Genomic DNA, 11,930 nt, shown 5'->3' with positions numbered 1-11,930 from the left:
TACCGGAGTACCCATGGAAAGCATCGACCTGCTGGTCCTGCGCACCACCCGTGACTGGCTCGCCGCCGGCCACCGCACCCTGCTCGCCACGGTCGCCCGCACCTGGGGCTCCTCCCCCCGCCCGGTCGGCTCGATGATGGCCCTGCGCAGCGACGGCCGTGTGGTTGGCAGTGTCTCTGGCGGCTGCATCGAGGACGACCTCATTCACCGCTACACCAGCGCCTACGGCGGCCCCGGCATGCCCGGCGGCCTGCCCCAGGTGGTGCGCTATGGCGTCAGCGCCGACGAGGCCCACCGCTTCGGCCTGCCCTGTGGCGGCACCCTCGAACTGGTGCTGGAATTCTCCCCGTCGCTGCCACACCTCGAACAATTGCTCGCCGGCCTCGACGGCGGCAACCTGGTACGGCGTGGGCTCGACCTGCACAGCGGCAAAGCCAGCCTCAGCGCCACCACCACGCCCGAACTGTTCAGCTTCGATGGCCGGCACATGCTCAGCACTCTGGGCCCCGGCTACCGCCTGCTGCTGATCGGTGCCGGCGCGCTGGCCGAATACCTGGCGACCATGGCCCTGTTCAATGGCTTCAGCGTTTCACTGTGCGACCCGCGCCCCGAGTACACAGCAGGCTGGAACGTTGCCGGCGTCAACCACCTTGCCGGCATGCCGGACGACGTCGTCCGCGCCTTCGCCCCGGACCTGCGCAGCGCCATCGTCGCTGTCAGCCACGACCCCAAGCTGGACGACCTGGCCCTGCTCGAAGCGTTGCACAGCCCGGCGTTTTATATCGGTGCCATCGGCTCACGGCGCAACAGCCAGCTGCGCCGCGAGCGGCTGATCGAACACTTTGGCGAAAGCGAAGCGTCGTTGCAGCGCCTGCACGGCCCTATCGGCATTTATATCGGTAGCAAGACCCCAGCCGAGATTGCCGTCAGCGTCATGGCCGAGATCCTAGCGGCGAAGAACGATGTCACCCTGCCCAGCGCAGTCAGCGTGATCCGGGCCAAGGAAGCCGAGCAGTTGGCCCGAGCCCTGTAGGAGCGCATGCCAGGCTGCTATTTATTGCCAACGCTCCAGGTTTTGCTGCACCAGTTGCTCCGGCAACGCCCCGGCAACGATCTTTTCCATCTCCCTTGTCAGTGCCTCACGCAGCTTCGGCTGATTGCAGGGCGAGTCATGCGAAAGCGCCAGGTACAGCCCTTCGCTGGATACCGGTGGTTCCAGCACCTGTAAATTGTCGGCAATCCCCAAGGTGCGTGCCAGCGCCAAGCCGGGATACTGCTCGTACACCACGTAATCGCTGCGCTTGTGCATCAACTTCTCGAATGCCTGCCTGGCACCGGGTACCGCTTCGAGGGTGAGGTTGGTTCTGGCGTAGTCGTCGAACTGCTGGCCGTGGCTGTTGTTGACCAGCGTGCCGCCTTTGCGGCCCTTCAGGTCGGCCCATTGCTGGTAGGCAAAGGTATTGTCCTGGCGCACCCAGATAACACTTGGGGTATACAGGAATGCCGGGGTAATGAAGTCCATCTGCTGCTGACGGGTCTTGGTCAGGAAGTACCCGGCCATCAGGTCGATCCGGCCCGTGCGCACTTCTTCCTGGGCGCGCGACCACGGCCCGCCGTAGACCACCTCGATTTCCAGCCCCAGTTGTTTGCCCAGGTACTTGAGCAGGTCGGCATTGGCACCGATCAGTTGCTGGGGGTTTTGCGGGTCGCGCCACAGGTAGGGGGGGTATTCCGGGTTGCCGGTGGCAGTCAGCCGCCGGCATTCCTCATGCGCTACCGCCGCCAGCGGCAGCAGCAGGCACGGCAACAGCAACAAGGCGTGGCGAAAGCAGCGCTCGATCATCGACAACCCTCGGCACATGTGACATCCGCAGACCCGGAGCGGTGGCCAATGGTTGCCACGTCCTGTGGTCGACTGCAGCACCCATCTGTGCGTGCTGCAGACAGTCTGGACCATGTATGGCCATCAGGTTGGCCTTTTATCGGCCAGATGGAGCGCCCCTCGTACTTCAGGCCCCCTGCCGGCGCATCGCCAGGATTGCCGCGCCAAAACCGATAAAGGTAGTGCCCACCACCCGGCTCACCCAGCGCGACAGGGACGGCCGGGTCAGCACGCCCTTGGCCCGCGCCGCCAGTGCGGCATACAGGCTCAGCGAAACCAGCGACAACGCTACGAATATCCCGGTCAGGATCAGGAACTGCGGCAACAGCGCCGCCCCCTGGTCGATGAACTGCGGGAACAGCGCGGTGAAGAACATGGTCGCCTTGGGGTTGGTCACTGCCGTGAGGAAGGCCGACTTGTATAGCTTCAGCGGCGTGGGCCGAACCTTGGCCACACCCTCTGCGTCGCCCTGCGCCAGCATCGGGCTCTTTTTCAGCAATTGCCGCGCGCCCAAATAGAACAGGTAGCCCGCCCCCAGGATCTTCACGGCGTTGAACAGCATTTCGGAACTGGCCAGCAGCGCGCCCAGCCCCAGCATGGCGGCTGCCGACAGGCAGAACAGGCCCGAGCCATTGCCCAGCGACGACCAGATCGCGCTGCGCTGGCCATGGGCAAGGCTGTTGTTGATGGCCATCAGGGTGGCAGGGCCGGGGCTGGCGATCGCGATGGCAGCGACCAGGGTAAAGGCAAACAGCGAGTGAGAATCCATTTTCAGGCTCGTCAGACAATCAGGAAAATTGCGCACAGGGTGCGCAGGTTCAGTCGCCATTCTGCCGCTTGGCCGCCTTCTTGGCGATAGCCTTCATCCGCGTTGCCGCCCGCTGCACGGTGGCCATCTTCTCGGGGCGCTTCATGCTCCGCCATTTGCGAATTTCGTCACGGCTGCGCCCGCAGCTCACGCACAGCTCGCTATTGAGCTGGCACAGCGAGACGCAGGGGTTGTCGATGTCTTTGGCCATGCCGCCACTCAGCCGGGCATTTCAGCCTGCGCGCGCTCGGCGGCAGCGTGGAACACCTGGCGTACTTCTTCGGCCTTGACCTTGGTGACCGACCTGGCAGCCAGCAGCTCGTCGACCACGCGCAAGCCCTGTTCCAGGGCGGTGGCCAGTTGCTCACGGTCGGAGGCGTCAGCGATATCACCCAGATAAGGAGCGATGAGATACACGTAACGGTCCTGCAGCTTGAGCGCTTCCAGCGCGTCGAGGGCTTTCTGGAACCGATCGGCAGCGGCAGGGCTCATGCTCAATTTATCGAAATGAATCAGGCTCACACGGTCAGTGGCCATCTGGACGAATCTCCGTTTCCTGGTACGGCCAGGCCCACAAGCGGCAGCGCTTCTACGATGCCCGGATGTGCAGGCCTGGGTAATGCCCACAGGGTACCAGAACCCGAGGCAGAAAGGGCCATCGCCCCCAGAACTAAAAGTATCTGGCAGGTCGCGTAATGGACGTCCCGGGGCGTTATCGGGACAGGAGCCGCCGTTTAGTGCGCAGGATAATCCCGCCAGCAATCTCCCCGCCGAGGCAGTCATCGAACTCGGTAGCCCACACAAAACTACAAGCCTGCACCAGCCGGTAAGCCAGAAAGGGGCCTCATCATTCATGGCAAAGGAACACATCACCGAAACGCTCGACCTTGGCGTGACGGATCCCTCGAAAACCGCGGAAGCACGCCAGGACCGGCGTTTCGAGGGCAAGCTCGACTGGATCGTCTTTGGTTTCACCAGCTTCCTGGCCATCGCTTTCGTCCTCTGGGGCTTCCTCAACCAGGCAAGCCTCGCCAGCAGCGCCTCCAGCGCGCAATCCTGGGTCATTCTCAACTTCGGCTGGTTCTTCGTGCTTACCTCCACGCTGTTCGTGGTGTTCGTGCTGTGGTTGGCGGCCAGCCGTTACGGCCGGGTCCCGCTGGGCCGTGATGGCGAACAGCCAGAATTCCGTACGGTGTCGTGGGTGGCGATGATGTTCAGCGCCGGCATGGGCATTGGCCTGATGTTCTTCGGCGTTGCCGAACCGCTGTCGCACTATGTATCGCCACCACCAGGGACGGCCACCGGGCAGTCCAGCGAAGCGATGCAGGTGGCCATGGCCACGACGTTGTTCCACTGGACCTTGCACCCCTGGGCCATGTACGCCATCGTCGGCCTGGTGATTGCCTATGGCACCTTCCGCCGCGGCCGCTCGCAGCTGATTTCCGCCGCCTTCCGGCCGTTGATCGGCAAGCATGCCAACGGCCCGCTCGGCCGCCTGATCGACATGATGGCGATCTTCGCCACGCTGTTCGGCTCGGCGGCCTCGCTGGGCCTGGGCGCGCTGCAGATTGCCGGTGGCCTGGAATACAACGGCTGGATCGAAAGCCCCGGCAAGCTGTTCTACATCTCGATCATCACCCTGCTGACCATTGCCTTCGTTACCTCGGCGGTGTCGGGCATCGGCAAGGGCATCCAGTGGCTGTCCAACACCAACATGGTGCTGGCGCTGGTGCTGGCGGTGTTCGTGTTCATGGTTGGCCCGACCCTGCTGATGCTCAACCTGCTGCCAACCTCGATCGGCATCTACGTCAAGATGCTGCCGGAAATGATGGCCCGTACCAACGCCAGCGGCGGTGAACAGATGAACAACTGGCTGGCCGGCTGGACCGTGTTCTACTGGGCCTGGTGGATTTCCTGGACGCCGTTCGTGGGCATGTTCATCGCCCGCATCAGCCGCGGCCGCACCATCCGCCAGTTCGTTACCGGGGTGCTGCTGGTACCGAGCCTGGTCAGCCTGGTGTGGTTCACCATCTTTGGCGGCGCGGGTATCGACGCCCTGCGTGAAGGCGCCTTCCAGCTGGCCAATGGTGCAGTCAACAGCAACCACGCGCTGTACCAGTTGCTGGACAGCTACCCGCTGGCCTCGGCGACATCAGTGCTGGTGATGGTTCTGGTGGGTATCTTCTTCGTCTCCGGTGCCGACGCAGCCTCGCTGGTGATGGGCACGCTGTCGGAACACGGCACCACCACGCCATCGCGCCGTACGGTGATCTTCTGGGGCGCGCTGACCGGTACGGTGGCGGCGATCATGCTGGCAATCGGTGACCCACGCGACCCCGGCGAGGCACTGACCGGCCTGCAGAACCTGACCATCGTCGTGGCCCTGCCGTTCGTGGTGGTGATGGTGCTGCTATGCCTGGCGCTGTACCGCGACCTGCGCAAGGACCCGATGATGCTGCGCCACCTGCGCGGCAACGAACTGATCGAGAAGGCAGTGCTGTATGGCGCGGTGAAGCATGGCGAAGAGTTCTACATCGTGGTGCAGGAGAAGAAGGCTTCGACCAAGCCGGCGTCGGCAGAGGCCGAAGTGACCGGCAACTGACCTGGCAACTTTGTGGAATCGGGGCTGCTGCGCAGCCCCCGATCAAGATGCCTTCACTGCCGTGATCAGCCCTTCAACGCCGCCTCTATCCTGGCCACATCGATCTTGCCCATCTGCATCATGGCATCAAACGCCCGCTTGGCCGCCGCCCGGTCGGGGTGGCCGATGGCTTCGATGAGGATGCGCGGGGTGATCTGCCACGAAATCCCCCATTTATCCTTGCACCAGCCGCAGACACTGGCCTCCCCGCCGTTGCCGACAATGGCATCCCACAAGCGGTCGGTCTCGGCCTGGTCCTCGGTGCTGACCTGGAATGAAAACGCCTCGCAATGCGTGAAGGCCTTGCCTCCGTTGAGCCCCACGCAGGGAATACCCATGACGCTGAACTCCACGGTAATCACGTCACCCTGTTTCCCGGATGGATAATCAGCAGGTGCCTGATGCACCGCTATCACTGCCGTGTCAGGGAAGACGCTGGCGTAAAAGTTCGCGGCCTCCTCGGCGTCGTTGTCGTACCAGAGGCAGATTGTGTTCTTGGCTGTCATGGTCTTGTTCCAAGAAAGGGTGTGAGCCTTTGAGTCTAGTCTCACAGTCGCCGGTTGAAGTCCTGCAACATCCTGCAGACATTTCCGACATCAGGTAGTGAACCTGCTGACAAAAAAACGGTCTTTCGCTGACGGTCAACCCACCGACCGGTTCATCGGCCCAGTCACCGGGCCTACTTTTTGTCCTGTTTCAGCGAAGACCCAACATGCCCGATTCCCGCCCAACTGCTTCCGCCCTCACTGCCCTGCGCGGCGGCCTGATCGCCACCCTGGTGGCCCTTGCCGCACCGGTGCACGCCGAAGAGCCTGCCAGCGATGCACGCTGGGTCAGCGACAGCCTGAGCACCTATGTGCGCAGCGGCCCCACCGATGGCCACCGCATTGTCGGTACGCTCAAGTCCGGGCAGAAGCTGACCCTGATCGGCAGCCAGGGCAACTACAGCCAGGTGCGCGGGCAGAACGGCGATGTGGTGTGGATTCTCAGCAACGACCTGCAGTCGGTGCCAGGCCAGGGCGAGCGCCTGCCGCAGCTCGATGCCCAGGTCGCGGACCTGACCGGGCAGTTGAAGAACATCGACGACAGCTGGAAGAACCGCGTGCAGGGCATGCAGGAAACCCTCGATTCACGCAAGAAGCTGATCGACGAACTGGAAGCGCGCAACCAGGCGCTGAATGAACAGCTCGACCAGAGCCAGTCGCAGCTGCGCGATACCCAGGCCCGCCTGGGAGACGAGAACAAGCAGGTGATGATGCGCTACATGGTGTATGGCGGCAGCATTGCCGGCGCGGGCTTGCTGGCGGGGCTGATCCTGCCGTCGCTGACCCGTGGGCGCAGGAAGAACGATCGCTGGTTCTGAAGACGGCGCCAGCCTGCGCTGGCCTCTTCGCGGGTAAACCCGCTCCCACAGTAACCACGCTGGCCTTGAGCCTGTTGGAGATACTGTAGGAGCGGGTTTACCCGCGAAGAGGCCAGCAAGGGCTTACTTGCTACGTGCCTTGTTGTAGATAGTCTTGGCTTGGTCCGCCGAGGCCTGACACTGAGTCATATCGCCCTTGCTCTGAGCATCCTTGGCATTTTGCAAGTGGACTTTGAAGTCATGGGCCATGCCGCCATGCATTGCCTGGCCACTGGCCTTTTCGAAATCCTCAAGCTCCTTGATCTTGGCCGCACAGTTGCTCGCCGGGTCTGCGTGTGCGGCAAAACTGAGGACCGAGGCAATCACCAGCAAAGGTATGCATTTAGTGGATTTCATGGAGCGTTCTCCTGGAAAACCTGAAGGGTCGTCGAGATGACACTGGCTCGACGCAGCAAACAGCATAGTCGGCCATACGCCCCGGCGCCTCGGCTCAGCCCGGGGGCTATGCCCCCTCGGCAAACAGGAAATCGATGAACACCCGCACCCGCAGCGGCATGTGCCGGGCCTGGGGGTAGATCAGCATGAACGGCCGCGAAGTGCCGCCAAACTCGGCGAGCACTTCCACCAGTTCGCCACTGGCCAGTGCGTCCTGCACGGTAAAGCGGTAAGCCTGCATCAGCCCGCCGCCGTGGCGCACCAGCGTGGCGGTGGCGAGGAAGTCGCCCAGGCAGGTGAACCCACCCTGGGTTTCGATCTCCACCTGCTGGCCATCCTGAAGGAAGCTCCACGGCGGGCGGCGGCCACTGCTGGGCAGTTCGAACTGGATGCACTCATGTTGCAGCAAGTCGTGCGGTGTTCGTGGCGTGCCGGCACGGGCCAGGTAGCCCGGCGTGGCCACCACCAGCAGTTCGGCATCTTCCAGGCGACGCGCCACCAGCCGCGAATCGGCCGGCTCGCGGCCACGAATGGCCAGGTCGAACGGTTCCTCGGCAAAGTCGACGTTGCGGTTGCTGACATGCACATCCACCTGCACCTTGGGGTAGCGCTGGCGAAACCGCGGCAGCAGCGGCAACAGCCGGTGATGAGCATAGGGCGTGGGTGCACTGATACGCAGCCGACCGCTCGGCTCGACCTGCCCGCCCGTGACCTGGCGCTCGGCCTCCACCAACTGCCCCAGTGCCTGCCGGCATTGCTGGTAATAGGCCTGGCCGGCTGAGGACAGGCGCATCTGCCGGGTGGTGCGAACGAACAGGCGCACACCCAGGCGCTCTTCCAGGCGCGCCACGCTGCGGCTGACCGCCGCCGGGGTAACGCCGGCTTCCGTGGCCGCAGCGGTGAAGCTGCCGCTGTCGGCTGCCAGGCAGAACAGTTCCAGGCTGCCCAGTTGCAGGTCATCGAAATGGCGGGTCATGTCGGCTCGATTGATTACATGGTGTATCGATTGAAATGCCAAGCGCCTCATTTTTCAAGTTCTGATTGCAACCTACAGTGGCTTCACACCGAGCCCATGGCTCACTTCACTGGAGATCATGCACATGAACACGCCACGCACCGTCATTATTACCGGGGCCTCGAGCGGCCTGGGTTTCGCCCTGGCCGAGGCCTTCCTCGAACGCGGCGACAACGTGGTCGGCAACGCCCGCAGCCAGGCCCGCCTTGAGCAAGCCGCCGCCCGCCTCGGCAACCCATCGCGCTTCATCGGCGTGGCTGGCGACATCGCCGAGCAGGGCACGGCCCAGCGCCTGTTCGCCAGCGCCGAGCAAGCCTTTGGCGGGGTCGACCTGCTGATCAACAACGCCGGCATCTTCATTGCCAAGCCGTTTGCCGAGTACAGCGAAGCGGATGTCGACGCCTTGGTCGGCACCAACCTCAAGGGCTTCTTCTACCCGGCCCAGGAAGCGGCGCGGATCATGACCAGGCAAGGGCATGGGCAGATCATCGCCATCACCGCCTCCATTGCCTTGCAACCGGACACCCGCGTGCCGGCCCTGCTGCCGGTACTGGTCAAGGGTGGCCTGAACCAGGCGGTGAAAGGCCTGGCACTTGAACTGGCAGCCAGCGGCGTGCAGGTGAATGCGGTGGCACCGGGGATCATCGATACACCGCTGCATGGCGGCAACACACAAGGCATGGGCGCGCTGTCACCCAGTGGCCGCACCGGCTTGCCACAGGATGTCGTGGATGCAGTGTTGTACCTGGCCGACTCACGCTTCGTCAGCGGCGTTATCCTGCCGGTGGATGGCGGTAGCACCGCTGGCACCTGGCATTAACAGAGGAGCGAGCAACCATGCCTTATGTCCATATTCGCGTGACCGATGAAGGCGTCAGTGCTGAGCACAAGCGCCAACTGATCGAACAGACGACCCGCATGCTGGAGCAGGTGCTGGGCAAGCCGCCGGCCAGTACCTTTGTGGTGATCGAGGAGGTGCCGACCGATAACTGGGGGGTTGGCGGGGAGACAGTGACCGTGGTGCGGGCCCGAGAGCGAGGGTGACCCCAGGGGCCGCCTTGCGGCCCCTACTGGCGCAACCGCTCCAACGCCTGCAACACATACCCCGTGGCCCGCTCCACCTGCCCTTCCCGGCAGGCAATGCCCAGTTGCCGCCACAACCCCGGCCGCAGCGGCCGGCGGGCAATGCGCCGGTCCAGCTCGGCCGACTCCCCCTCCTGCGGCAGCAATGTCGCCCCATACCCGGCCCCGACCAGGCTCTTGATCGCATCGTTGTAGTTCAGCTCGATTCGCGGCTCAGGGTACAACCCCGCTGCCGCGAACCACTCGCCGGTCACCCGCGAAAGCTGGGTGCTGCTGTCGTTGAGGATCAACGCCCGCTGCGCCAGCCAGGCCGGCGTAACCTTGGCCGGTGGCTGCCAGTCGGCCGGCACGTAGGCCAGGATCGGGTCGCGCCGCCAGGGCGTAACCGCAAGCCCCTTACCGGCCACCTGTGGCAAGGCCACCAGGCCGATATCCAGCGTGCCTTCGCGCAGGCGCGCCAACGAGGCCTGGGAGGTCAGCACCTGGACCTGCACATCGATCCCTGGGTGCACCGTACGCAGGTGCTCCAGCGCCTGCGGCAGCAAGTGGGCGATGGCACCGGTGGAGGCGTCCAGGCGCACCCGGCCGGTCAGGCCCTCGACCTGCCGGCGCACTTCATCCAGCGCCAGGTCGGCGTCGGCCAGCAGGCGGCGGGCACGGGCCAGCAGGGTTTCGCCGATGACCGTGGGCCGCACCTGGCCGCGGGTGCGGGTGAGCAACGGTGCGCCAATGCGCGCTTCCAGCTCGGCCACGTGCAGGCTGATGGTGGGCGGTGCCAGGTTGAGCTGGCGGGCGGCTTCGGCAAACGAGCCCAGGTCGGAGATGACCACCAAGGTGCGGAGGCGATCGAGGCTGATTTCGCGCATGGGCCAATCTCGTTCAGAAAAGATGAATATATCGATCATCATATTCAAATTTTCTTTACCAGAGCCACAAGCGAGCATAGGCCATCCCTACCCGACCGGACTTTGACCATGCACACACCTGTTGTCTTCATCGACGGTGACCAAGGCACCACCGGCCTGCAGATCCATGCCCGGCTGCAAGGCCGCAGCGATCTGCGCCTGCTGACCCTGCCCGAAGCCGAACGCAAAGACCCGCAACGCCGCCGCGAAGCGATCAACAGCGCCGACATCGCCCTGCTGTGCCTGCCCGACGATGCCGCCCGCGAGGCCGTGGCGGCGATCCACAACCCGCAAGTGCGGGTGATCGACGCAAGCTCCGCGCACCGCACCAGCCCAGGCTGGGTCTATGGCCTGCCGGAGCTCGACGAGCAGCAAGCCGAGCGCATCGCGCACAGCAAGCGCGTCAGCAACCCCGGCTGCTACCCCACCGGCGCCATCGCCCTGTTGCGCCCACTGGTCAAGGCCGGCCTGCTGCCAGCGGACTACCCGCTGAACATCCACGCCATCTCCGGCTATTCCGGTGGTGGCCGCGCCGCAGTCGAACGGCATGAACAGCCCGCCGCCGGCAAAACCCCGGCCCTGCAACTGTACGGCCTGGAACTGGCGCACAAGCATGTGCCGGAAATCCAGCAGCACGCCGGGCTGTCGGCGCGGCCGATGTTCATGCCCGGTTACGGTGCCTACCGCCAGGGCATCGTGCTGAGCATCCCGCTGCAGTTGCGCCTGCTGCCCGGCCAGGTCAGTGCCGAACAGCTGCAGGCCTGCCTGCAGCAGCACTACCAGGGTGCCCGCCACGTCCAGCTAATGCCCCTGCACCAGCACGGCGCAGCGCCGAACCTCGACCCCGAGGCGTTGAACGACAGCAACGACCTGCGCCTGGCGCTTTACGCCAACCCTGAGCATGGCCAGGTGCTGCTGACCGCAGTGTTCGACAACCTCGGCAAAGGTGCCTCCGGTGCGGCGGTGCAAAACCTCGACCTGATGCTCGGTGCATTGCAGGTACAAGGCTGATCGGCAAAAACGGTTAGACTGTACAGCCCGCGCCCGCATGGCGCGGGCCGTCCATCTACCCGCCGGAGCCCGCCCCCCGATGTTCATCCTGAGCCGCCTCGACAGCGTGCCGCCTGAATCCTTCCAGAACCAGATCCGCGAACTGGTGATCCACCACGTCGGCGAACTGAGCAGTGTCGCCATCAGCGCCGACAACCCGCTGTACCCGCTGTACCAGTACGGCGTTGGCATGGAGGTGCACCAGTACCTGCAAGCACTGGACGGTACCCGCGGCCTGGCCGTGGCGCTGACCCTGGCGCTGGATGCCGAAGAGCCAGACCAATTGCTGGGGTTTGCCCTGTCGCTGCCGGCCGAGGACGATGAACAGGCGTGCGCCCTGGCGTTCCTGGCCGTGCGCGCCAGCCATCGACGCCAAGGCATCGCCCGCGCCCTGCTGGGCGACCTGCAGGCACGCCATGCCTGCGTCGAGCTGAATGCCTTTGCCAGCCAGGTACCGTGGTTCGAGGCGATGGGCATGCAGGTGGTGGCCGCCAATGGGCCGCAGGTACTGATGAGCAGTACCGGGCGGGCTAGCGGCGCGCTGATCGGGCGACTGGATATTGCGCCGATCTACCAGACGGCGGAAGTGATGCAGATCCATACCTACCTGCTCAACCAGCAGGGTGAGGATGCGATGATCGAAGCGGAACAGATGCGGGATGAGCGGCTGGACGAACTGACCGCTCAGGCCCAGGAGTGTGTACGGCAGCGCAAGACCGTGCATTGACCCAAGGACCTGTGGGAGATT

The 11,930-nt window shown here is 64.3% G+C and carries 15 protein-coding genes; 7 read left to right on the top strand and 8 right to left on the bottom strand.

The window, feature by feature from the left end; all coding sequences use genetic code 11:
* The first annotated feature begins 13 nt into the window (after positions 1–13).
* Positions 14–1,033, top strand: coding sequence for an XdhC family protein (locus MJ643_RS02205; RefSeq protein WP_013973006.1), 1,020 nt, complete (start codon positions 14–16; stop codon positions 1,031–1,033).
* Between the two features lie 21 nt (positions 1,034–1,054).
* On the opposite strand, the gene MJ643_RS02200 is transcribed toward MJ643_RS02205, so the two are convergent.
* The 4 genes from MJ643_RS02200 to MJ643_RS02185 form a co-directional block, all read right to left on the bottom strand.
* Complete coding sequence (locus MJ643_RS02200) at positions 1,055–1,843, bottom strand: transporter substrate-binding domain-containing protein (protein ID WP_024087296.1); 789 nt, start codon at positions 1,841–1,843, stop codon at positions 1,055–1,057.
* A 166-nt stretch (positions 1,844–2,009) separates the two neighbouring features.
* The gene (locus MJ643_RS02195; RefSeq protein ID WP_015270713.1) at positions 2,010–2,651 is read right to left on the bottom strand and encodes a LysE family translocator; all 642 of its coding nucleotides are present in this window, start codon (positions 2,649–2,651) and stop codon (positions 2,010–2,012) included.
* Positions 2,652–2,700: 49 nt separating this feature from the next.
* Positions 2,701–2,901 (bottom strand): DUF1289 domain-containing protein, encoded by a 201-nt coding sequence (locus MJ643_RS02190; RefSeq protein ID WP_013973009.1) that lies wholly within the window; start codon positions 2,899–2,901, stop codon positions 2,701–2,703.
* Positions 2,902–2,909: 8 nt separating this feature from the next.
* Positions 2,910–3,227: a hypothetical protein gene (locus MJ643_RS02185; protein ID WP_003259233.1), complete on the bottom strand. Its 318-nt coding sequence runs from the start codon at positions 3,225–3,227 to the stop codon at positions 2,910–2,912.
* Positions 3,228–3,543: 316 nt separating this feature from the next.
* On the opposite strand from MJ643_RS02185, the gene MJ643_RS02180 reads away from it, so the two are divergent.
* A complete protein-coding gene (locus MJ643_RS02180) occupies positions 3,544–5,292 on the top strand; it encodes a BCCT family transporter (protein ID WP_013973010.1) in 1,749 nt (582 codons plus the stop codon).
* 65 nt (positions 5,293–5,357) lie between these two features.
* Here MJ643_RS02180 and MJ643_RS02175 read toward each other — a convergent pair whose 3' ends face one another.
* On the bottom strand, positions 5,358–5,837 hold the full coding sequence (locus MJ643_RS02175) for a VOC family protein (protein WP_003259234.1): 480 nt from the start codon (positions 5,835–5,837) through the stop codon (positions 5,358–5,360).
* A gap of 206 nt (positions 5,838–6,043) precedes the next feature.
* Between MJ643_RS02175 and MJ643_RS02170 the strand changes: the two genes are divergently transcribed.
* Entirely contained in the window at positions 6,044–6,694 is a 651-nt protein-coding gene (locus tag MJ643_RS02170) for a TIGR04211 family SH3 domain-containing protein (RefSeq protein WP_013973012.1), read from the top strand.
* Between the two features lie 123 nt (positions 6,695–6,817).
* Here the strand turns inward: MJ643_RS02170 and MJ643_RS02165 are convergent, their stop codons facing one another.
* Together MJ643_RS02165 and MJ643_RS02160 are read right to left on the bottom strand one after the other, a co-directional pair.
* Positions 6,818–7,090: a hypothetical protein gene (locus MJ643_RS02165; protein WP_013973013.1), complete on the bottom strand. Its 273-nt coding sequence runs from the start codon at positions 7,088–7,090 to the stop codon at positions 6,818–6,820.
* 106 nt (positions 7,091–7,196) lie between these two features.
* Positions 7,197–8,105 carry a LysR family transcriptional regulator gene (locus MJ643_RS02160; RefSeq protein ID WP_208209120.1) on the bottom strand — a complete coding sequence of 303 codons (909 nt, stop codon included), beginning with the start codon at positions 8,103–8,105 and terminating at the stop codon, positions 7,197–7,199.
* A gap of 124 nt (positions 8,106–8,229) precedes the next feature.
* On the opposite strand from MJ643_RS02160, the gene MJ643_RS02155 reads away from it, so the two are divergent.
* Both MJ643_RS02155 and MJ643_RS02150 read left to right on the top strand, forming a co-directional pair.
* Positions 8,230–8,964, top strand: coding sequence for an SDR family oxidoreductase (locus MJ643_RS02155; protein WP_024087297.1), 735 nt, complete (start codon positions 8,230–8,232; stop codon positions 8,962–8,964).
* Positions 8,965–8,981: 17 nt separating this feature from the next.
* Positions 8,982–9,188 (top strand): 4-oxalocrotonate tautomerase family protein, encoded by a 207-nt coding sequence (locus MJ643_RS02150; RefSeq protein ID WP_024087298.1) that lies wholly within the window; start codon positions 8,982–8,984, stop codon positions 9,186–9,188.
* 23 nt (positions 9,189–9,211) lie between these two features.
* Here the strand turns inward: MJ643_RS02150 and MJ643_RS02145 are convergent, their stop codons facing one another.
* The gene (locus MJ643_RS02145; RefSeq protein ID WP_247726589.1) at positions 9,212–10,093 is read right to left on the bottom strand and encodes a LysR family transcriptional regulator; all 882 of its coding nucleotides are present in this window, start codon (positions 10,091–10,093) and stop codon (positions 9,212–9,214) included.
* 108 nt (positions 10,094–10,201) lie between these two features.
* Here MJ643_RS02145 and argC point away from each other — a divergent pair, with 108 nt between their 5' ends.
* Complete coding sequence (argC, locus tag MJ643_RS02140) at positions 10,202–11,143, top strand: N-acetyl-gamma-glutamyl-phosphate reductase (RefSeq protein ID WP_013973018.1); 942 nt, start codon at positions 10,202–10,204, stop codon at positions 11,141–11,143.
* 79 nt (positions 11,144–11,222) lie between these two features.
* Positions 11,223–11,909: a GNAT family N-acetyltransferase gene (locus MJ643_RS02135; protein ID WP_013973019.1), complete on the top strand. Its 687-nt coding sequence runs from the start codon at positions 11,223–11,225 to the stop codon at positions 11,907–11,909.
* Positions 11,910–11,930 lie beyond the last annotated feature (21 nt).

Source organism: Pseudomonas sp. PNPG3 (assembly GCF_023093815.1).
In the GTDB taxonomy this organism is placed as follows: domain Bacteria; phylum Pseudomonadota; class Gammaproteobacteria; order Pseudomonadales; family Pseudomonadaceae; genus Aquipseudomonas; species Aquipseudomonas asiatica.
The sequence above is the reverse complement of the archived record's forward strand: the minus strand, read 5'-3'. Positions and strand labels throughout refer to the sequence as shown.

Bases quoted from the DNA above. Each gene is read 5' to 3' on its own strand.
- argC (WP_013973018.1), top strand. From the start codon at position 10,202: ATGCACACACCTGTTGTCTTCATCGACGGTGACCAAGGCACCACCGGC.
- MJ643_RS02180 (WP_013973010.1), top strand. From the start codon at position 3,544: ATGGCAAAGGAACACATCACCGAAACGCTCGACCTTGGCGTGACGGAT.
- MJ643_RS02160 (WP_208209120.1), bottom strand. From the start codon at position 8,105: ATGACCCGCCATTTCGATGACCTGCAACTGGGCAGCCTGGAACTGTTC.
- MJ643_RS02170 (WP_013973012.1), top strand. From the start codon at position 6,044: ATGCCCGATTCCCGCCCAACTGCTTCCGCCCTCACTGCCCTGCGCGGC.
- MJ643_RS02200 (WP_024087296.1), bottom strand. From the start codon at position 1,843: ATGATCGAGCGCTGCTTTCGCCACGCCTTGTTGCTGTTGCCGTGCCTG.
- MJ643_RS02145 (WP_247726589.1), bottom strand. From the start codon at position 10,093: ATGCGCGAAATCAGCCTCGATCGCCTCCGCACCTTGGTGGTCATCTCC.
- MJ643_RS02155 (WP_024087297.1), top strand. From the start codon at position 8,230: ATGAACACGCCACGCACCGTCATTATTACCGGGGCCTCGAGCGGCCTG.
- MJ643_RS02175 (WP_003259234.1), bottom strand. From the start codon at position 5,837: ATGACAGCCAAGAACACAATCTGCCTCTGGTACGACAACGACGCCGAG.
- MJ643_RS02195 (WP_015270713.1), bottom strand. From the start codon at position 2,651: ATGGATTCTCACTCGCTGTTTGCCTTTACCCTGGTCGCTGCCATCGCG.
- MJ643_RS02135 (WP_013973019.1), top strand. From the start codon at position 11,223: ATGTTCATCCTGAGCCGCCTCGACAGCGTGCCGCCTGAATCCTTCCAG.
- MJ643_RS02185 (WP_003259233.1), bottom strand. From the start codon at position 3,227: ATGGCCACTGACCGTGTGAGCCTGATTCATTTCGATAAATTGAGCATG.
- MJ643_RS02190 (WP_013973009.1), bottom strand. From the start codon at position 2,901: ATGGCCAAAGACATCGACAACCCCTGCGTCTCGCTGTGCCAGCTCAAT.
- MJ643_RS02150 (WP_024087298.1), top strand. From the start codon at position 8,982: ATGCCTTATGTCCATATTCGCGTGACCGATGAAGGCGTCAGTGCTGAG.
- MJ643_RS02205 (WP_013973006.1), top strand. From the start codon at position 14: ATGGAAAGCATCGACCTGCTGGTCCTGCGCACCACCCGTGACTGGCTC.
- MJ643_RS02165 (WP_013973013.1), bottom strand. From the start codon at position 7,090: ATGAAATCCACTAAATGCATACCTTTGCTGGTGATTGCCTCGGTCCTC.